Origin of the sequence: Rhizobium sp. Leaf453 (assembly GCF_001425605.1) — a bacterium.
GTDB lineage: Bacteria > Pseudomonadota > Alphaproteobacteria > Rhizobiales > Rhizobiaceae > Pararhizobium.
This window is the reverse complement of the sequence record NZ_LMRG01000003.1, coordinates 59,958-78,843: the sequence shown is the minus strand read 5'-3', so window position 1 is coordinate 78,843 and position 18,886 is coordinate 59,958. Positions and strand designations below refer to the sequence as shown.

General features: G+C 59.4%; 19 protein-coding genes. 9 read left to right on the top strand and 10 right to left on the bottom strand.

Translation table 11 applies throughout. The features are described 5' to 3' along the window. Positions 1 to 10: 10 nt before the first annotated feature. The 6 genes from ASG68_RS06025 (at position 11) to ASG68_RS06000 (ending at position 5,364) form a co-directional block, all read left to right on the top strand. Positions 11 to 1,081, top strand: a complete 1,071-nt coding sequence (locus ASG68_RS06025; protein ID WP_062577579.1) for an ABC transporter ATP-binding protein — start codon at positions 11 to 13, stop codon at positions 1,079 to 1,081. A 2-nt stretch (positions 1,082 to 1,083) separates the two neighbouring features. Beyond that, positions 1,084 to 1,950 carry a carbohydrate ABC transporter permease gene (locus tag ASG68_RS06020; protein ID WP_062577577.1) on the top strand — a complete coding sequence of 289 codons (867 nt, stop codon included), beginning with the start codon at positions 1,084 to 1,086 and terminating at the stop codon, positions 1,948 to 1,950. Between the two features lie 21 nt (positions 1,951 to 1,971). Next, positions 1,972 to 2,796 (top strand): carbohydrate ABC transporter permease, encoded by an 825-nt coding sequence (locus tag ASG68_RS06015; RefSeq protein ID WP_062577575.1) that lies wholly within the window; start codon positions 1,972 to 1,974, stop codon positions 2,794 to 2,796. Between the two features lie 13 nt (positions 2,797 to 2,809). After that, a complete protein-coding gene (locus tag ASG68_RS30235) occupies positions 2,810 to 3,229 on the top strand; it encodes a DUF2160 domain-containing protein (RefSeq protein ID WP_082478559.1) in 420 nt (139 codons plus the stop codon). A gap of 81 nt (positions 3,230 to 3,310) precedes the next feature. Beyond that, complete coding sequence (locus ASG68_RS06005; RefSeq protein ID WP_062577573.1) at positions 3,311 to 5,032, top strand: ABC transporter substrate-binding protein; 1,722 nt, start codon at positions 3,311 to 3,313, stop codon at positions 5,030 to 5,032. Between the two features lie 140 nt (positions 5,033 to 5,172). Further along, on the top strand, positions 5,173 to 5,364 hold the full coding sequence (locus ASG68_RS06000; protein WP_156373950.1) for a hypothetical protein: 192 nt from the start codon (positions 5,173 to 5,175) through the stop codon (positions 5,362 to 5,364). A gap of 142 nt (positions 5,365 to 5,506) precedes the next feature. Here the strand turns inward: ASG68_RS06000 and ASG68_RS05995 are convergent, their stop codons facing one another. The 6 genes from ASG68_RS05995 to ASG68_RS05970 all read right to left on the bottom strand — a co-directional run bounded on the left by ASG68_RS05995 (position 5,507) and on the right by ASG68_RS05970 (position 11,030). Beyond that, complete coding sequence (locus tag ASG68_RS05995; protein WP_062577742.1) at positions 5,507 to 6,115, bottom strand: sugar transferase; 609 nt, start codon at positions 6,113 to 6,115, stop codon at positions 5,507 to 5,509. A gap of 573 nt (positions 6,116 to 6,688) precedes the next feature. Continuing rightward, a complete protein-coding gene (locus ASG68_RS05990; protein ID WP_062577569.1) occupies positions 6,689 to 7,558 on the bottom strand; it encodes a DUF6030 family protein in 870 nt (289 codons plus the stop codon). Positions 7,559 to 7,674: 116 nt separating this feature from the next. Continuing rightward, positions 7,675 to 8,010 carry a hypothetical protein gene (locus ASG68_RS05985; RefSeq protein ID WP_156373949.1) on the bottom strand — a complete coding sequence of 112 codons (336 nt, stop codon included), beginning with the start codon at positions 8,008 to 8,010 and terminating at the stop codon, positions 7,675 to 7,677. A 70-nt stretch (positions 8,011 to 8,080) separates the two neighbouring features. Continuing rightward, positions 8,081 to 8,845: a potassium channel family protein gene (locus tag ASG68_RS05980; RefSeq protein WP_244484120.1), complete on the bottom strand. Its 765-nt coding sequence runs from the start codon at positions 8,843 to 8,845 to the stop codon at positions 8,081 to 8,083. Between the two features lie 155 nt (positions 8,846 to 9,000). Then, the gene (locus ASG68_RS05975; protein ID WP_082499436.1) at positions 9,001 to 9,957 is read right to left on the bottom strand and encodes an MBL fold metallo-hydrolase; all 957 of its coding nucleotides are present in this window, start codon (positions 9,955 to 9,957) and stop codon (positions 9,001 to 9,003) included. A gap of 80 nt (positions 9,958 to 10,037) precedes the next feature. After that, on the bottom strand, positions 10,038 to 11,030 hold the full coding sequence (locus tag ASG68_RS05970) for an alpha/beta fold hydrolase (RefSeq protein WP_062577563.1): 993 nt from the start codon (positions 11,028 to 11,030) through the stop codon (positions 10,038 to 10,040). Positions 11,031 to 11,184: 154 nt separating this feature from the next. Here ASG68_RS05970 and ASG68_RS05965 point away from each other — a divergent pair, with 154 nt between their 5' ends. After that, a complete protein-coding gene (locus tag ASG68_RS05965; protein WP_062577561.1) occupies positions 11,185 to 12,183 on the top strand; it encodes a GlxA family transcriptional regulator in 999 nt (332 codons plus the stop codon). A gap of 186 nt (positions 12,184 to 12,369) precedes the next feature. Here ASG68_RS05965 and ASG68_RS05960 read toward each other — a convergent pair whose 3' ends face one another. The 4 genes from ASG68_RS05960 to rocF all read right to left on the bottom strand — a co-directional run bounded on the left by ASG68_RS05960 (position 12,370) and on the right by rocF (position 17,122). Beyond that, complete coding sequence (locus ASG68_RS05960; protein WP_062577559.1) at positions 12,370 to 12,849, bottom strand: chemotaxis protein CheW; 480 nt, start codon at positions 12,847 to 12,849, stop codon at positions 12,370 to 12,372. After that, complete coding sequence (locus ASG68_RS05955) at positions 12,849 to 14,639, bottom strand: methyl-accepting chemotaxis protein (protein ID WP_062577557.1); 1,791 nt, start codon at positions 14,637 to 14,639, stop codon at positions 12,849 to 12,851. Before ASG68_RS05955 ends, ASG68_RS05960 begins: the two co-directional genes overlap by 1 nt. A 315-nt stretch (positions 14,640 to 14,954) precedes the next feature. Next, complete coding sequence (rocD, locus tag ASG68_RS05950; protein ID WP_062577555.1) at positions 14,955 to 16,157, bottom strand: ornithine--oxo-acid transaminase; 1,203 nt, start codon at positions 16,155 to 16,157, stop codon at positions 14,955 to 14,957. A 29-nt stretch (positions 16,158 to 16,186) separates the two neighbouring features. Continuing rightward, complete coding sequence (rocF, locus tag ASG68_RS05945) at positions 16,187 to 17,122, bottom strand: arginase (RefSeq protein ID WP_062577553.1); 936 nt, start codon at positions 17,120 to 17,122, stop codon at positions 16,187 to 16,189. 137 nt (positions 17,123 to 17,259) lie between these two features. On the opposite strand from rocF, the gene ASG68_RS05940 reads away from it, so the two are divergent. Both ASG68_RS05940 and ASG68_RS05935 read left to right on the top strand, forming a co-directional pair. Beyond that, positions 17,260 to 17,703, top strand: coding sequence for an Lrp/AsnC family transcriptional regulator (locus tag ASG68_RS05940; RefSeq protein ID WP_062577738.1), 444 nt, complete (start codon positions 17,260 to 17,262; stop codon positions 17,701 to 17,703). A 170-nt stretch (positions 17,704 to 17,873) separates the two neighbouring features. After that, entirely contained in the window at positions 17,874 to 18,842 is a 969-nt protein-coding gene (locus ASG68_RS05935; protein WP_062577551.1) for a GSCFA domain-containing protein, read from the top strand. Positions 18,843 to 18,886 lie beyond the last annotated feature (44 nt).

The following is an 18,886-nucleotide window of genomic DNA, read 5'->3' as shown; positions in this document are numbered from 1 at the left end:
GGAGAACACCATGGCACGCATAAATCTCGATCATATCCGCCACGCCTACGGCCCGAACCCGAAAAAGCCTTCGGATTACTCGCTGAAGGAAGTGCATCACGAGTGGAACGATGGCGGCGCCTATGCGCTGCTCGGCCCGTCCGGCTGCGGCAAGACCACGCTGCTCAACATCATTTCCGGGCTGCTGCAGCCGTCGGAAGGCAAGATCCTGTTCGACGGCAAGGACGTGACCAACCTGTCGACGCAGGACCGCAATATCGCGCAGGTGTTCCAGTTTCCGGTCATCTACGACACGATGACGGTGTACGACAACCTGGCCTTCCCGCTGCGCAACCGTCGTGTTCCGGAAAACGAAGTCGACCGCCGCGTTACCGAAATCCTCGAAATGATCGGCTTGTCCGATCGTGCGAAGAAAAAGGCGCAAGGGCTGACCGCAGACCAGAAGCAGAAGATCTCGCTCGGCCGCGGCCTCGTCCGCTCCGATGTCAGCGCCATCCTGTTCGACGAGCCGCTGACGGTTATCGACCCGCACATGAAATGGGTGCTGCGCTCGCAACTGAAGCGGCTGCACAAGCAGTTCGGCTTCACGATGGTCTACGTGACGCACGATCAGACCGAAGCGCTGACCTTCGCCGACAAGGTTGTCGTCATGTATGACGGCGAAATCGTCCAGATCGGGACGCCGGCAGAGCTGTTCGAGCGTCCGAAGCACACCTTCGTCGGCTATTTCATCGGCTCACCGGGCATGAACGTTCTGCCGGCGAAGATCGATGGCTCGTCTGTCGATCTCGATGGTCAGAAGGTCGCTCTCTCGTTTGCGCCGAAGATTGCGGCCGGTGCCAAGACCGAACTGGGCATTCGCCCGGAATTCGTCCGTCTCGGCCGCGAGGGCATGCCTGTGACGATCTCCAAGGTCGAGGATATCGGCCGCCAGAAGATCGTGCGCGCCTCCTTTGCCAACCGCCCGATCGCCATTGTCGTTCATGAGGACGGCGAAATTCCCTCGGAACCGAAGATCACCTTCGATCCCAATGCCATCAATATCTACGCCGATTCCTGGCGCGTTGGTGGGGAGGCCTGATCATGGAAAAGACCTGGAACAACAAGGCCTGGTTCATGGTCCTGCCGGTGCTGGTGCTGGTCGCCTTTTCGGCAGTTATCCCGCTGATGACGGTGGTCAACTATTCGGTTCAGGACACGTTCGGGAATAACGAGTTCTTCTGGAACGGCGTCGGCTGGTTTTCCGACGTCCTGGATTCCGACCGCTTCTGGGAAGCGCTCGGGCGCAACCTGCTGTTTTCCGGCATTATCCTGGCAATCGAGATTCCGCTCGGCATCCTGATCGCGCTCAACATGCCGAAAAAGGGTTTTGGCGTGCCCGTCTGCCTCGTCCTGATGTCTTTGCCGCTGCTTATTCCGTGGAACGTGGTCGGCACCATCTGGCAGGTCTTCGGCCGTGTCGATATTGGTCTGCTCGGTTATACGCTGGCGGCGCTCGGCATTCCCTATAACTACGTCAACAATGTCTTCGATGCCTGGCTGACGCTGATCGTCATGGACGTCTGGCACTGGACGAGCTTGGTCGTTCTCCTCTGCTATGCCGGTCTCGTCTCGATCCCGGATGCCTATTACCAGGCTGCCAAGATTGATGGCGCCTCGCGCTGGGCCGTATTCCGCTACATCCAGTTGCCGAAGATGAAGCGCGTCCTGCTCATCGCCTTCCTCTTGCGCTTCATGGACAGTTTCATGATTTACACCGAGCCCTTTGTCATCACCGGCGGCGGCCCCGGCAATTCGACCACGTTCCTGTCGATCGATCTCGTCAAGATGGCGATCGGCCAGTTCGACCTTGGACCGGCCGCGGCCATGTCCCTCATCTACTTCCTGATCATCCTGCTGCTCTCATGGATCTTCTACACCGTGATGACCAATAGCGATGCGCAGAACTGACGGCTGGAGGGAGGAAAAACAATGACCACCGCGACGCAAACATCCGACCGCAGCCTCTCCTGGCTGGTGCCGACCCTCTACATCGTCTTCCTGTTGCTGCCAATCTACTGGCTCGTCAACATGAGCTTCAAGACGAATACCGAGATCACCGGCACATTCTCGCTCTATCCGCATGCACCGACCCTTCGCAACTATGCTGTGATCTTTACCGATCCGTCCTGGTACAAGGGTTACATCAACTCGATCATCTATGTGGTGATGAACACGGTCATCTCCGTCTCGGTGGCGCTTCCGGCGGCCTATGCCTTCTCGCGCTACCGTTTCCTCGGGGACAAGCACCTGTTCTTCTGGCTGCTCACCAACCGCATGGCGCCGCCGGCCGTTTTTGCGCTGCCCTTCTTCCAGCTTTATTCGGCCTTTGGCCTGATCGACACGCATATCGCGGTTGCCCTGGCGCACTGCCTGTTCAACGTGCCGCTGGCGGTCTGGATCCTCGAGGGCTTCATGTCGGGTGTACCGAAGGAGATCGACGAAACCGCCTATATCGACGGTTATTCGTTCCCGCGCTTCTTCCTGCGGATCTATATCCCGCTGATCGCATCCGGCATCGGTGTCGCGGCCTTCTTCAACTTCATGTTCTCCTGGGTCGAACTCCTGATCGCCCGCACGCTGACGACGACCGATGCCAAGCCGATCGCCGCCATCATGACGCGCACGGTCTCGGCATCGGGAATGGACTGGGGCGTGCTGGCCGCGGCCGGCGTGCTGACCATCATTCCCGGCGCCATCGTCATCTATTTCGTTCGCAACTACATCGCCAAGGGTTTTGCCCTTGGCCGGGTCTGAGGGGGAGGGTCTCATGGCTGCTGTCATTCAACGCACCAATCGCTGGCCGCTGGCTCTGGCCATCGTCCTTGTCGTCTATGCCGCCATCGTCGGGCTGCTCATCCTGGCACTGCCGGTCAAGGACGGGGTGCGCGACTGGTTCGCGCCGCTGATCCCAGGTGGGTGGATGGCCTGGTCATTCCCCGGCGCCATGTTCTTTCTGACGATCTTCCTGCTGCTGTCGCTGATGGCGGTCTGGGAATATGCCAGCCCGGGCGGCAATCCGCGCGTCGGCATCCTGCGCTTCGAGACGACGCGCGGAGACCGGCTGTTCGTCTCGCTGCTCGGCAGCGCCTTCATTCATCTCGCATGGCTGGGACTTGTCGGTCCCAACGTGTGGTGGGCTCTTGCTCTTTCCGTCGTGTACGCCATCGGGGTGTTCAAGCTGGTCTGAGACAAGATTACGAACCGGATAGCCGGGGAGGAACCGGGCCGTCCGTCACTGCAATCGCAAAACCTTTAAGGGAGGACACCTATGCGACGGCATCTTCTAACAACGACAGCAGTCATGCTTCTGGCCTTTACCGGCACGGCATTCGCCGGCATGGACGAAGCAAAGCAGTTCCTCGACAAGGAAGTGGGCGACCTGTCGACGCTTGACCGCGCCGGCCAGGAAGCGGAAATGCAATGGTTCATCGACGCGGCCAAGCCGTTTGCCGGCATGGACATCAAGGTGGTTTCCGAAACCATCGCCACGCACGAATATGAATCGAAGGTTCTCGCTCCGGCCTTCACCGCCATCACCGGCATCAAGATCACCCACGACCTGATCGGTGAAGGCGACGTCGTCGAAAAGCTGCAGACGCAGATGCAGTCTGGCGAAAACGTCTATGACGCCTATGTCAACGATTCAGACCTGATTGGTACCCATTGGCGGTACCAGCAGGCCCGCTCGCTGACCAAGTGGATGGCCAACGAAGGCAAGGACGTGACCAACCCCGGTCTCGACCTCGCCGACTTCATCGGCACCAAGTTCACGACCGCTCCGGACGGCGACCTTTACCAGTTGCCCGACCAGCAGTTCGCGAACCTCTACTGGTTCCGTTACGACTGGTTCAACGACGAGAAGAACAAGGCGGACTTCAAGGCGAAGTACGGCTATGACCTCGGCGTTCCCGTCAACTGGTCGGCTTACGAAGACATCGCCGAATTCTTCACCGGTCGCGAAGTCGACGGCAAGAAGGTCTATGGCCACATGGACTACGGCAAGAAGGACCCGTCGCTCGGCTGGCGCTTCACCGACGCCTGGCTATCGATGGCCGGCAACGGCGACAAAGGCCTGCCGAACGGTCTTCCGGTCGACGAATGGGGCATCAAGGTCAACGAGAAGTCCCAGCCGGTCGGATCCTGCGTGGCGCGCGGTGGTGATACCAACGGCCCTGCATCGGTCTATTCGATCCAGAAGTACCTCGATTGGCTGAAGGCTTACGCTCCGGCTGCAGCCCAGGGCATGACCTTCGGTGAAGCCGGTCCGGTTCCGGCCCAGGGTGAAGTCGCCCAGCAGATGTTCACCTATACGGCCTTCACGGCCGACTTCGTCAAGGAAGGCCTGCCGGTCGTCAACGCGGACGGTACGCCGAAGTGGCGTTTCGCTCCGTCGCCGCACGGCGTCTACTGGAAGGAAGGCATGAAGCTCGGCTACCAGGACGTGGGTTCCTGGACGCTGCTCAAGTCCACCCCGGATGACCGCGCCAAGGCCGCATGGCTCTACGCGCAGTTCGTCACCTCGAAGACGGTCGACGTCAAGAAGGCTCACGTCGGTCTGACGCTGATCCGCGAATCGACGATCCAGCATCCGAGCTTCACGGAACGGGCTCCCAAGCTCGGCGGTCTGATCGAGTTCTACCGTTCGCCGGCCCGTGTCCAGTGGTCGCCGACCGGCACGAACATCCCGGACTATCCGAAGCTGGCCCAGCTGTGGTGGCAGGCAATCGGTGATGCTTCCTCCGGCGCGAAAACCGCCCAGGAAGCCATGGATTCGCTGTGCGCCGAGCAGGAAAAGGTTCTGCAGCGCCTGGAACGTTCGGGTGTACAGGGCGACATCGGTCCGAAGCTCGCCGAGGAACATGACCTCGAATACTGGAACAAGGATGCCGTATCGAAGGGCAACCTCGCTCCGCAGTTGAAGATCGAGAACGAAAAAGAAAAGCCGATCACCATCAACTATGACGAACTGGTCAAGAGCTGGCAGAAGTAAAAGCCGGCAACGTCCTCAGGTGAAATCGAGCCGCCCGGGTCATGCCCGGGCGGTTTCTTTTTTGGATGGGCGACAGCATGGCGCATGTATCGGAACCAACCCCGTCGGCGTGTCGTTTCTTTGCAGAGAAGGAGATCGATATGTCCATCGAAAATGTTGCCAGATCACTATTGGCCGAAGTCAACGGCCCTGACGCCGACAAGAAGCGGAAGCAGCCTGCTGCGGGCGTGGATGACGGCAGTCTTGCCGCAGAAAAGAAGCCCAAGCCGAACGAGCCGGATCCGGAAGAGGTGCAGTATCCCGGCTATTTTAAGGATGGCGGGAGCCTGTAGCAGGAATGATTTTCAATTGCGATCATTCGCGACCGGTAGTCACCAGGTTGGATGGGGCGATCTTGCGTACGCGTGACAATAAAAAACCACCGGCGCGAGCCGGTGGTTCACAAAGACTTTCGAGTTCCAGAAGTGGTCGGCCTTAAAAGCCCGTGCCGCCCTTCAGTTCGTTGATCAGGGTGCGAACCATGATCTTGATATCGAGCAGAACCGAGAAGTTGCGGACATATTCGACATCGCAAACGACACGGCGAATGGCCATCCATCGCTGTTCCGTCGGACCACGCAGACCGCGTGCCTGGGCGAGACCGGTAATACCGGGCCGCATCAGGTGGCGGTTTTCATAACCTTGCACCAGTTCGGAATAGCTGCGCCCGGCAGCCAGCATGTCGGGAACATGGGGGCGAGGTCCCACGAGCGACATGTCACCGGTCAGGACGTTCCAGAGCTGCGGCAGTTCATCGAGATTGGTCTTGCGCAGGATGCGGCCGAGCGGGGTGATGCGCGGGTCATTGTCGATCGTCTGACGCACGCCGCTGTTATCGCAAAGGTCTGTGTACATCGAGCGGAACTTCAGGATCTCGAACGGGGTCTCGTTGAGGCCCGTCCGCAACTGCCGGAAGAAAACCGGGCCTTTGCTTTCCAGCTTGATGAGAACGGCGACCAGAACAATGGCTGGTGCGAGCACAAGCAGACCGAGGAACGATCCAACAATATCCATGGCGCGCTTCAAGGCCAGTTGAAGAGGCATGTCCGGCGCGCTGGCCGGATTGATGTAAAAATTGCTTTCGTCCGCACGCCGTTCCTTGGGATGAACGGAGAGCCTCCCCGAAATCGTCCTGCCCAGCCGGCTATCCTCCACTCCGACAACGGCTGTTTGTTGCAACATCATTTTTTCTGTCATTGCGTTTACTACTCCTGGCACCTTTGACAGACAGCTCAGCCTTTCCTTGGCTTTACTGAAAAATTTGTTTTGTCGAAGAACTGATCGATCTTCTGTTTTGCAAGAATTTCGCGTCTGACAGGCAGCAGTTGCCTGCTTCCGGTTTCCTCGCTGAAGGTTTCGTCCCTGAAAAGTATTTTGTCGAAAAAGCGTTTTTTGAGTTTTTAATCATTTATTAAATATGATCGACTTTGACAAGCCACCGCGACCGCAAACTTGCCGTTTGTGGTTAATTTGCGACGGTTCAAAATGGCTCATTTTTGGGTGAATACCGTTGTTCTGCAATGATTTGCGGCATCGAGCACATCTATTGTGCAGCGCGGTAGAAAACGGGTCGAAGCAAGCTGCTAATTTGAAATTTTTATGACTGCAAATATTGTCTTATTCTGCAGGTCCGTTGAGTGATAGACCCTGCGAACCTTCGCCCGCCATCATGCCATCGATCATCGGCAGCCCGTTGCTGTCGGTCAGCGGAAACCATTTCTTGCGATCGAAGAATATATCTCCAGGCGTCTGCTTGCCGGGGCTGCTGATCTGATTGGCGAGGAAATTGTACCGCGGGGTTTCCCCGAATTCTCGCTTGAACTGGATCCGGCTGCCGAAGTTGCGAATGTCGAAAGCTTCCAGTCCATGGATCTTGCCGAGAATTTCGCCAGGGTTTCCCCACCGTACTTCACGCAGGAATATGTTCGCGGCATTGCCGGCGAGGTCGACGACCCTGATCGTATCGGCGGTATCCTCGATGTTCAGCTTTACCCGGAAGGATGTGACACGGTTTTCGCCGTCACCCTTGATGAAGATGAAAACGGATGACTGAACCGGTTGTTCCGGGCTTCTCGGCGGGAGATTGACGATGGAGGAGCATTCCCACTTGTCCTTGCTGGCACTGCTGATCGTCCAGTCGAGGTCGTTGAAGCCGCCGGCCTTCAATTTCTCGCATAATGTCCTCGGGTCGCTCTGGATCAGTCGAACCAAGCGCTGTTCCGGCGCCTTCATATCCGAGAACGCATGGATGGGCAGGATCATCCGCGCCGCAGGCAAGCGAACGCCTTTGCTGGTTTTGATCGTGACGGTCCTGGCTTCAGGTTCCTCGCGCAGCAAGAGATCGGGATAGCCGAGAAATGTCAGCAGGACATCAAGATTGCGGTGGCGATTGGCGAGCAGAACGGTTGCCAGGATCCCGATGACGACCAAAGCAAGGGTAATGGCGAAAAACAGCCTGCCGGATCGGCGGTTGCGGTCTCTCGTCACGCCAGAATCTGATTTACCCGACGTTCGCCGGTCTCTTGCCCCGCGTCCTCCCATGCTTAGGCCATCCGCCACTCTCGATTTTTACAACGCCATTCAGGCGCGTCCTGCGGGCGAGATTATGGACGTCTGTCAGCTGTTTGCCGATCCCTGTAGGCCGAGATGATCACGTGGGCGACAAGCAAGGGCCACAAAAGGCATAAAACCAGTCCGAGAACGCGCATCCCGTCCCAGGCGCCGCCCGCAGCTTCGCCCTCGCGATAGGTATTGTCGAGAAAGAACAGGCAGATCAAGGTATAAAGTGACAGAAGCCATGCCATCGCGCGGGTGCCGAAATTCAAGGGAGGGAAGACAAACTCGGATACACGCAGTTTCCACCGTGGCAGCATGGCTGGAGAGTTTCGCTTCCCCTGGCTAGCTGGTGAAAACACCACGACAAACACTGATTGCATCATCGCACGATTCGAGCGCATCGCACAATCGACCGTGTCGCCCTGACCGAGCCGGCCTGCCTTCGAGGGGCTGTCAGCTTCCTTCGTCCGGAATGTTCAAGATATGGCCGCAAGCCTTGCAATGCACGGCATCGGCGTCGTGGCGCTGCAGGCCGCATTCCGGGCAGGGGAAGTTAACCTTGTGCGGTCGTACGATCGCCTGTGCCAGCCGGACAAACAGCGAGATGCCGAAGATCATGGTGACGATCGAGGTCAGCTTGCCGAGTGGCCCCGGAAGGGTGATGTCGCCGAAGCCCGTGGTTGTCACGGTGGCGACCGTGAAGTAGAGGGCGTCGATCAAGCCATCGACACCGGGCACATGGTAGAAAAACGTCGAATAGACGAAGCCGGTGACGAGGAAGAGGAAGGTGAGGAAGTTCACGCAAGCGCGGATCACATCTTCCCATTCGCCGCAGCGGGCGCGCTTGATCAACAGGGTGAAGACCTTGCTCTGGCTGAGCGACCAGATCCGGAAGGCACGCAGGAAGGCGAAGTTCGAGAAGGTTGCCGGGAACAGCAATGTCGCCAGGATGATGATATCGACCCATGTCATGGGCCGCGTCAGCCACCGCGTTAAACTGGCGGTTAGCAGTGCGCGTCCAGCAAGCTCGAAGGCAATCAGGACGGCAATGGCATAGTCAACGATCAGATAGGTCCTGCCGCCGCTGAAATACGGGCCGAGCAGGAAAAAGATGATGATGGCCAGATCGACCAGCGCCATGATCACCTGGAAGCGAACGGCACGCGGACTGGTGCCGAGATAGAGCATGCTCAGCCAGGCACGGATACTGTCCAGCATCGTTCCGGTGGGCTCTTTTGTCTGACGGGAGGTGGCCATGCCGGACCGTAGGCTGAACTTTATGACCGTTCAAGCGCCGATGTACGCTGTTGTGAAACGAGACAGAGCCTCGCAGGGAGCAAGGCTCTGTTGAATTTTGCGCATGTGGAAATGCCTCACGCCGCGGCGAAGCGGTAGCCGGTTCCCTTGCGTTCGGCGTAACCAATACCGGGATAGGTCCAGTGATAGCCGAGGAGCTTGATGCGGTCGGTGGCGGCGCGGTCCATCAAAGCCTGGCGGTTCCTGATCGCGACGTCCTGCTGCGTGTCGAAGCCGAATTTCCAACCGGGATGCTCGAACGAGACGATCCGGTTGGTGGCTGCGTCGGCCGAGATGATCAGACCGTCGCCACCGGCTAGCTCCAGCGAGATGTGGCCCGGCGTATGGCCGGCTGTATCGAGCACACGCATGCCGGTGACGATGTCATCGCCCTGCTTGACCAGCTTGACCCGATCCTTGACTGCAAACAGGTCGCGCTGGGCGCCGCGGGCAAAGCCGTGCAGGGCCTTCGGCATCTTCGTTTCGAAATCCGGATCGGTCCAGAAGGTCCATTCCTTCTCGGAGACGACATATTCGGCATTCGGGAAGCGCAAGGTGCCGGCGCTCGTCAGGGTGCCACCGGTGTGATCCGGATGGGCATGGGTGAAGACGACCTTGGTGACATCGGCGGGATCGATGCCTGTGATCTCGAAATTCGTGCCGAAGGTGCCGGCCGTGTCCTGGAAATTCGTGCCTGAGCCGACATCGACGACGATAATGTCCTTGCCGGTGCGGATGACAGGGATGTTGGACGGTGCCTGAGCGCTGTCAGCACTGCCGCCGAGGCGCTTGAGGATGTCGACCCGCTCAGCCGGTGAAGCTTCGGGCATGATGATGTCGGCAGGCAGGGTAATGTAGCCATCGCTCAGGACGGTGATGTCGAAATCGCCCTGGGCGATGCGGTGGGTTTCGGTGGCGAACATGGTCTTGGGCCAGAAGGGAAGGGTTGCGATGGCGCCGCCAAGAGTAAGGAACCGGCGACGGGCGGGGTCGATTTCAGGAAGCGTATCGAGTGCGGCTAGGGTGCGGGCCATGGCGGTGCTCCAGTTCGGATTGGGTTGATGGGGGGGAGGAGGCCGGCACCGCGCGGGAGGCGGTGCCGGGCATCTGGCGGTCAGGACCGTGCGAACTCGAGCAGGTCGGCGTTGAGTTGCTGCTTGTGCGTGTCGGTGATGCCATGCGGGGCGCCGGCATAGACCTTGAGGATGGCGTGCGGCACCAGTTTCTTGGAGGAGCGGGCGGCGGCATCGATCGGCACGATCTGGTCGTCGTCGCCATGGATGATGATGGTTGGCTTGTCGAACTTCTTCAGGTCCTCGGTGAAGTCGGTCTGCGAGAAGGCGACGATCGAGTCATAGGTGTTCTTGTGGCCACCCATCATGCCCTGCAGCCAGAAGCTGTCGATCATGCCCTGTGAGGAAACCGCGCCCGGCCGGTTGAAGCCGAAGAAGGGGCCGGATGCGATGTCGCGGTAGAGCTTGGAGCGATCGACGATGCTGGCGGCCTGGATGCCGTCGAAAACCTCCTTCGGCAGGCCGAGCGGGTTGGCTTCGGTCTTGACCATCAGCGGCGGCACGGCGGAAATCAGGCCCAGCTTGGCGATGCGGCTGGTGCCATGGCGGCCGACATAGCGGGTGATCTCGCCGCCGCCGGTGGAGAAGCCGGCGAGGAAGATGTCCTTCAGGTCCAGTTGCTCGATCAGGTCGGACAGGTCGTCGGCATAGTGATCCATGTCATTGCCGTCCCAAGGCTGTGACGACCGGCCATGGCCGCGGCGATCATGGGTGATGACGCGGAAGCCGTTCAGGGCGAGATGGAAAGCCTGGGCTTCCCAGCTGTCGGCGGACAGCGGCCAGCCATGGCTGAGGATGACGACCTGGCCGTCCTTCGGACCCCAGTCCTTGTAATAGATTTCGACGCCGTCGCGGGTGATGATCTTGCTGCTCATGGTCTTGTTCCCTTCATTGGATGTTGTGTTGGCTGTGGTGGCGGAATTGGCTGCAACGGCTGCGGCCGGGAGGCCTGCGAGACTGGTGATGCCGGCGGCACCGATCAGCATGTTGCGGCGGGTCAGGACTGCATTTTCGGTGGAGGCGGTGATGGTCATTGTCGTGTTCCCTTGTTCTATGTGGTTGTTTTTCCTCGATGGGCGGCTCCGTTTCGGTCATTCCGTTTCCGCCGCCCGTCTTGTTGCTTTGATACCAAGCGGGGCCTAAACTCGGGATTGGCGAAACTGACATTAAGCGGGACGGAACTGACAAATGGCGTTCGGTGAACCAGCGGAGATCGGAATTGTCGTCTATCCGGAGGCGCAGCGTGCCGCGATCCACGGGCTGACCGACCTGTTCCACGTCGCCAACCTGATGAGCGAGGAGCAGGGCGGTCGGGCACCGGCGCGTATCCGCGTCAGCCATTGGCAGCTTTCGGCCGACGGTTCATCGGTGGAGAAGGCTTTCGACAGTCATCCGGGCCTGCCCGAGCGGGGTCTGATCGCGCTGATCCTGCCGCCGAGCCTCACCAACCTGCCGGTGGGCGAACGCATGGCCGCCTTTCCGGCGTGGATCAGGGCGCAGCATGCGGACGGGACGACGATCTGCTCGATCTGCGGCGGCGCCTATCTGATGGCTGAATCCGGCCTGCTCGAGGGACGGCTGGCGACCACGCACTGGACGCATTCCGAGCAGATTTCCGGCAAGTTTCCCGGCATCAAGGTCGATGTCAGCAAGCTGATCATCGACGACGGCGATATCATCACGGCCGGGGCGATGATGGCCTGGATCGATCTGGGGCTGAAGCTCGTCGCGCGCTTTATGAGCCCCAGCATCCAGCTGGCGACGGCGCGTTTCATGCTGGTCGATCCGGCCGGGCGCGAACAGACCTTCTACAGCACCTTTGCGCCGAAGCTGCACCATGGCGATGAGGCAGTGCTGAAGATCCAGCACTGGCTGCAGGCGCATCACACGGAAAAGATCACGCTGGAAATGATGGCCGAGCGGGCGGGGCTTGGCGAACGCACCTTCCTGCGCCGGTTCCAGAAGGCAACCGGCATCAATCCGACCGAATATTGCCAGCAGTTGCGCATCGCCAAGGCGCGGGAGCTTCTGGAAATTTCCAGCATCAAGGTCGAGCAGATTGCCTGGCAGATCGGTTATGAGGACCCGGGCGCGTTTCGCAAGATTTTCCGAAAGCTGCTCGGCCTGTCACCGGGCGAATATCGCCGCCGGTTCTTTGTCGGCGAGGACGAGGCTGCGCTGGCTTGACAGCTTTCATCCGTCATGGTCGGGCTTGACCCGACCATCCATGCCCCGGGTTGTGGATCCTCGGCGCGGAGGCCGAGGATGACGGAGTGGAGGGAGGTTGTCGCAAAATAAGCCGACTTGGGGGAGCCAAACGAAAAGAGCGGCCCGTGGACCGCTCTCTGAACTCTCGGATAGGACAGGCACCGATCAGGCGGCGATGTCGTCCATTTCGCGTTCCTTGAACATGCGGGCGAGGTTGAGGAAGCAGATCATGCCGGTCTCGTTGGCGATGATGCCTTCCGCATAGCTCTTGTCGAACGAGGTGGTGATTTCCGGAACCGGCTGGACCTGCTCGCCGCGGACGGTCAGGATGTCGGAGACGCGGTCGACGACGAGGCCGATGACCATGTTGTGCACTTCGGCGACGACGATGGCGCTGCGCTCGTTGGCAACCGTGCTTTTCATGCCGAGCTTGTGGGCGAGATCGATGATCGGGATCACGGTGCCGCGCAGGTTCATGACACCCAGGACTTCGGCCGGAGAGTGCGGGATCGGGGTGGACGGCGCCCAGCCGCGGATTTCGCGTATCGTTGTCGTCTTCACGCAGAATTCCTGATCATGAAGGCGGAAGGCGATGATCTCGAGGGTTTCGTGACCGAAGCTACCTGTTGCGATTGTGTTGCTCATCAAAATTCTTCCCAGCTATCCCGATTGGCGGCAACTGCCACGTTTGAATTAAAGGCCTTCGCCACCCGGTTGGCCATCGCGCGGGCTGGAGAAGCGACCGGTCTGGCATCCTGCCGCGCTGTCGTTATGCGCCCCTCTCCTGCCTCGCCGACCTTGAATTGACCCAGAAGCTGGAAAAGAGCTTCCGCTTCCCTTGCCAAGGAGTGGCTGGCAGCCGTGGATTGCTCGACCATCGCTGCATTCTGCTGTGTACCTTGGTCCATAGTATTCACAGCCTGGTTAATTTCTTTCAAACCTGTCGCCTGTTCTTTCGCACCTTCTACAATAGCGACCACATTCGTGTTGATCAGTTGCACCTGCGCGAGGATTTCCTCCAGCGCCTTGCCGGTCTGACCAACCAACGAGACGCCACTTTTTACCTGTTCGGTGGAGGCGGTGATCAGGCTCTTGATCTCTTTCGCGGCCTTTGCCGAGCGTTGGGCAAGTTCGCGAACCTCCTGCGCCACAACGGCGAACCCCTTGCCGGCATCCCCGGCACGTGCAGCCTCGACGCCGGCATTCAAGGCAAGCAGGTTGGTCTGAAAGGCGATTTCGTCGATGACGCCGATGATATTGCTGATCTCGCTGGACGATGCGGCAATCTGGCCCATCGCAGCGACGGCGTTGTTGACCACGGTGCTCGAACGCTCGGCATCCTCCTTAGTCTGTGCGACGAGCTTGCCGGCCTCCTCGGCGCGGCGGCTGGAATCGGCGACCGTGGTGGTGATCTGTTCGAGTGCTGCGGCGGTTTCCTCGATCGAGGCGGCCTGCTGTTCGGTGCGGCTCGACAGATCGGCGGCGGCGTTGCTGATTTCGCTGGATCCGGAGGCGATCGCTGCCGCGTTCTGGCCGACAGCGCGCATGGCCTGTTTCAGCTTTGCCGCCGATTCGTTGAAAGCGAGGCGCAGTTTCTCCAACGCCGGGATGAACTTATCGCCGATCGACTGATCGAGATTGCCGGCGGCCAGCTTTTCAAGCGCGCCCGCAAGTGTTTCGCTGTTTTGAATGCGGCCGGTCACGTCCGTCGCAAATTTGACGACCTTGAAGACCCGACCATTGTGATCGAAGATCGGATTGTAGCTGGCCTGGATCCAGACCTGTTTTCCACCACGCCCGATCCGCTTGAACTCGTCGGCGATGAACTTGCCGGAACGCAGATCGTTCCAGAGCGTCTTGTATTCCTCGCTACCGGCATAGGTCGGCTCGCAGAACATGCTGTGATGCTTGCCCCGAATGTCGGCAAGTTCGTAACCCACAGTCGAGAGGAAGTTGGCGTTCGCGGTCAGAATCTTGCCGTCCGGCGCAAATTCGATGACGGCCTGCGCCCGCGAGATGGCGTCGATCTTGCCGGCATCTTCGGCGGTTTTCAGTTTCGCGGTGGTGATGTCGGTGGCGAACTTCACAACCTTGTAGGGCTTTCCGCCCCGGAAGATCGGGTTGTAGGATGCCTCGATCCATATTTCCCGACCGCCTTTGCCGATGCGTCGATATTGGCGGCTGTCGAATTCGCCGCGGCCGAGCCGCGCCCAGAATTGCTGATAGTCCGCGCTGGCGGCGTCGGCGGGATCGACGAACAGCCGGTGATGCTGGCCGACGATTTCAGTGAGCGAATAGCCCATCGCCCTGCAGAAATTGTCGTTGGCGGTCAGGATCCTGCCCTGCATGTCGAATTCGATGATGGCCTGCGAACGCTGCATGGCCGAGAGGATTGCATTGGCGTCTGTGCGGAATCGATTTCCAAAAACTGGCATCGTCGTCTCAACGGTTTGCCGCGAAATACATGTGTTTGGCAGCACATGGCGGGTGGGTTCAAAAATGACTTTGAGTTGGATGCCGATTCATCGGCGTCGCGCCTGCATCATGCTTGGCTCGGCCAATCGCGCTGACCGCAATCTGGTGAGAACATATTAAATAAATATTGAGGAAAGTGGACCGCGCGGGTCATCTATACTGATTAAGTCAAATTATTTGACATAACCACCCGGCTGGCGAGTAAATAAGGCGGAATTTGCTCGCAGACCGCGACCCGTGCTTGGAACGGATCGCGGTCGCAATGTTTTTACTGGTCAGGCGTGCAGAACGGCGGCGAACTGCTCGACAGCCCAATCCACCTGATCGGCCGTAATCACCAGCGGCGGCGCGATGCGGATCGTATCGCCATGGGTATCCTTTGCGAGGATGCCGCGCTCCTTCAGGGCTTCGCAATATTTGCGGGCGCCACCGGCCTCGGGGACCAGTTCGACAGCCAGCATCAGGCCGCGGCCGCGAACTTCCTTGATGATGTTGGATCGGATGTCCTTGAGGCCCGCCATGAAACGGTCGCCCATGGCGGCCGAGTTCTCAATCATGCCTTCCTCGGTCAGCGCCTTCAGGGCTGCGCGCGCAATGGCACAGGCGAGCGGATTGCCGCCGAAGGTCGAGCCATGTTGACCGGGCTTCAGGACGCCCAGAACCTCGGAATTGGAGAGCACGGCGGACACCGGATAGAAGCCGCCGGACAGCGCCTTGCCGATCAGGGTCACGTCGGCCTCGATGCCTTCATGCTCTTCGGCCAGAAGCTTGCCGGTGCGGCCAAGCCCGGTCTGGATTTCGTCGAGAATCAGCGTGATGCCATGCTTAGAGCAGAGCGCACGAACTTCCGGGAAATAGCCCTGCGGCGGGATCATGACGCCGGCTTCGCCCTGGATCGGCTCGATCAGGAAGGCAACGGTGTTTTCGTTGATCGCCGCGCGGAAGGCATCGATATCGCCGAACGGCACGGTGCGGAAACCGGGGGCGAAGGGACCGAAGCCAGAGCGGGCATCCGGATCCGTGGAGAAGCCGACAATGCCCATGGTGCGGCCATGGAAATTGTTGGAGCAGACGATGATCTCGGCCTTGTTCTCGGCAACGCCCTTGACCTCGTAACCCCATTTGCGCACCGCCTTGACGGCGGTCTCGACGGCTTCGGCGCCTGAGTTCATCGGCAGGATCTTGTGGCTGCCGGTGAGAGCGGCCAGTTCCTCGTAGAGATGTGCCAGTTGGTTGTTGCGGAAGGCACGGGATGTCAGCGTCAGCTTGCTCGCCTGTTCCACCATCGCCGCCAGGATCTTCGGATGGCAATGGCCCTGGTTGACGGCGGAATAGGCCGAGAGGCAATCGAGGTAGCGATTGCCGTCGAGATCCCAGACATAGACGCCTTCGCCGCGTGCCAGCACGACGTCGAGCGGCTTGTAGTTATGCGCGCCGAGCCGGTATTCGGTTTCAATCAGGGCATTGGTCGTGTTCATGGGTCCTCCGGTGGCTTTGTTCTTGGGTCTCAGGCGCTGCGGGTGGGGCGATCGAGGATGCGGCGGCCGAACAGGCTGGCCGTCAGTTCGACGAGAATGCGGGCGCTCTTGCCGCGATCGTCGAGGAACGGGTTGAGTTCAACGAGGTCGACCGAGGAAACGAGCCCGGTATCACAGAGCATTTCCATGATCAGATGCGCTTCGCGGAAGGTCGCACCGCCGGGAACCGTGGTGCCGACGCCGGGGGCGAATTCCGGATCGAGGAAATCGACATCGAGGCTCACATGCAGCAGGCCGTTGGCTGCTTTCACCGTGGCGATGATCTCGTGCATGATGTGCGCCATGCCGGTCTCGTCGATAGCGCGCATGTCGAAGACATTGACGCCGTGCTTGGTGATTTCCTCACGCTCGCGCGCATCGACGGAGCGGATGCCCACCTGAAAGACGTTCTTGGGATCGACCATCGGGCGATCCTTGTCGAGGATCGGGGCAAATTCCGCCTGGCCGCAGAAGAACGCGACCGGCATGCCATGCATGTTGCCCGACGGGGTGGTGGCCGGCGAATTGAAATCGGCGTGAGCATCGAGCCAGAGCACGAAGAGAGGGCGGCCGACATCGGCGGCATGACGGGCCATGCCAGAAACCGAGCCCATGGCCAACGCATGGTCGCCACCGAGGACGATCGGCACGCCACCGGCGCGGGCGACGTCATGCACGGCGGAATCCAGCGCGCGGGTAAACGCCGTGACGATCTGCAGGTTGTTGGCGCCCTTGTGGTTGGGAATGTCGCGCGCCGGCAGCGGCTTCACGTCACCCTCATCCGTCACGGTATGGCCGAGTTCGGCGAGCGTGGTGTCCAGACCCGCGATGCGCAGGGCGGCAGGCCCCATGGCGCAGCCGCGACGGCCCGAGCCTTCTTCGATCGGTGCGCCGATCAGGGTGATCTTCTTCTTGGTTTCAGCCATGGTTTCCCCGCAGGTTTGCGTGATGCCGGTTTGCCCGGTTTCTGCGCGGATTATACGGGTTCAGGCGTTGGCAAATAGATGGAAAACTGGCAAATGGAAGGCAATAATCGGCATTATGATAAGGTTGGATGCGCAAGATGATAAGTCTGGATGATCTCGATCATGCGCTGATCAGCGCGCTGCGTCACAATGCCCGCACGCCGGTTTCTTCTCTTGCCGCCATGACCGGCGCATCGCGCGCCACGGTCGCGGCCCGTATCGACCGGCTGGTGGCTTCCGGCACCATCGCGGCCTTCACCATCCGCACCGGCGCCGAACTGTCCGGCAGCGGCGTGCGGGCCATCGTCATGATCGAGATCCACGGCAAGATGGCGGACCGTGTGGCGGCGCAATTGCGCGGCCTGCCGCAGGTCCGGGCTCTCCACTCCACCAATGGCCGCTGGGATTTCATCGCCGAACTGGAGGACAAGGACCTCGGCACATTCGACGAGACGCTGCGGCTCATTCGCCTGATCGACGGCATCAACCTGACGGAAACGAATATCCTGCTGAAGACCAGCAAGATTTCGGCGGCGGTTTAGGAGAGAGAGAGAGAGAGAGAGAGAGAGAGAGAGAAATTACCGATCGTCTGATCGGGCGTTCTTTACATAGCCGAGTGATTTTCCCACAATAATGTCGATTCATGGGCGCTTCGCAGGCACCCGCTACATGCGGCCCGAATGGGCCTAGCTTTTTTGAAGAAAGATTGCCCATGAAAGCGCCGACGAAGGACTTTGTGGTTCCCGACGATGCGAAGGAAGTGCCCGGTCTCATCTATTACAACATGGCCGGCAAGAAGAGGCGGGCGCACGCCACATGGTATCGGGGTGAGACGACGAACTTCCATCCCGTTCGGGATAGCCTGAGCGAACCCGATGCCGTGGAACGCTATGTCGGTCATGGTTGGCTGCCAGGCGCGCCATTCATCAACCGCGAACACTACATCACAGCCTTTGGAAGCTGTTTCGCATCCGAAGTTACGAAGTTTCTCCAAGCCGCAGGGTATCGCGTGTTCGGAGACAAGACGAGCAATCTCGACGCTCACGTAGTGCGCTCGGGCGAGGGAATCGTCAATTCCGCAGCTCTAAGACAGCAATTCGAGTGGGCTTTCCATGATCAAGGCCCAAAATCATCGGTCTGGCACGACAGGGATGGCGCCTTTGCGGGTGCTACCGAGGACATGAAGGAAACAACACGCCAGATTTTTGCCGAAACGGACGTCTTCATCTTTACGCTCGGCCTTTCCGAAGTCTGGTACGACAAATCGACGGGAGATATCTTCTGGAAGGCCATACCCAAGGCTGTTTTCGACCCCGATAAGCATGGTTTCAAGGTTCTGACTGTCGAAGAGAACAAAACAAATCTGCGGTCCGTACTACAGATCATCCGGGAATATCGGCCTTCGGCAACGGTTGTGATAACCCTCTCACCGGTTCCGCTTGCCGCAACATTCCGGCCGGTATCGTGCATCACTGCAAATTGCGTCTCGAAGGCATCGCTCCGGGTTGCCATTGACGAACTGATGCGCGAGTTCGTCGACGATCGCAATTTGTACTATTTTCCATCCTACGAGATCGTCACGGCGTTTCTGGAAGACGCATATGGCGTCGATCTTCGGCATCCGCGTCCCGAAACGATCGACTTCGTCATGCAGACATTCAAGCGGAGCTTTCTTTGCTGACTATTGATGCTCCGTTCGACATCGTCGTACCTTTTTTCACCGAA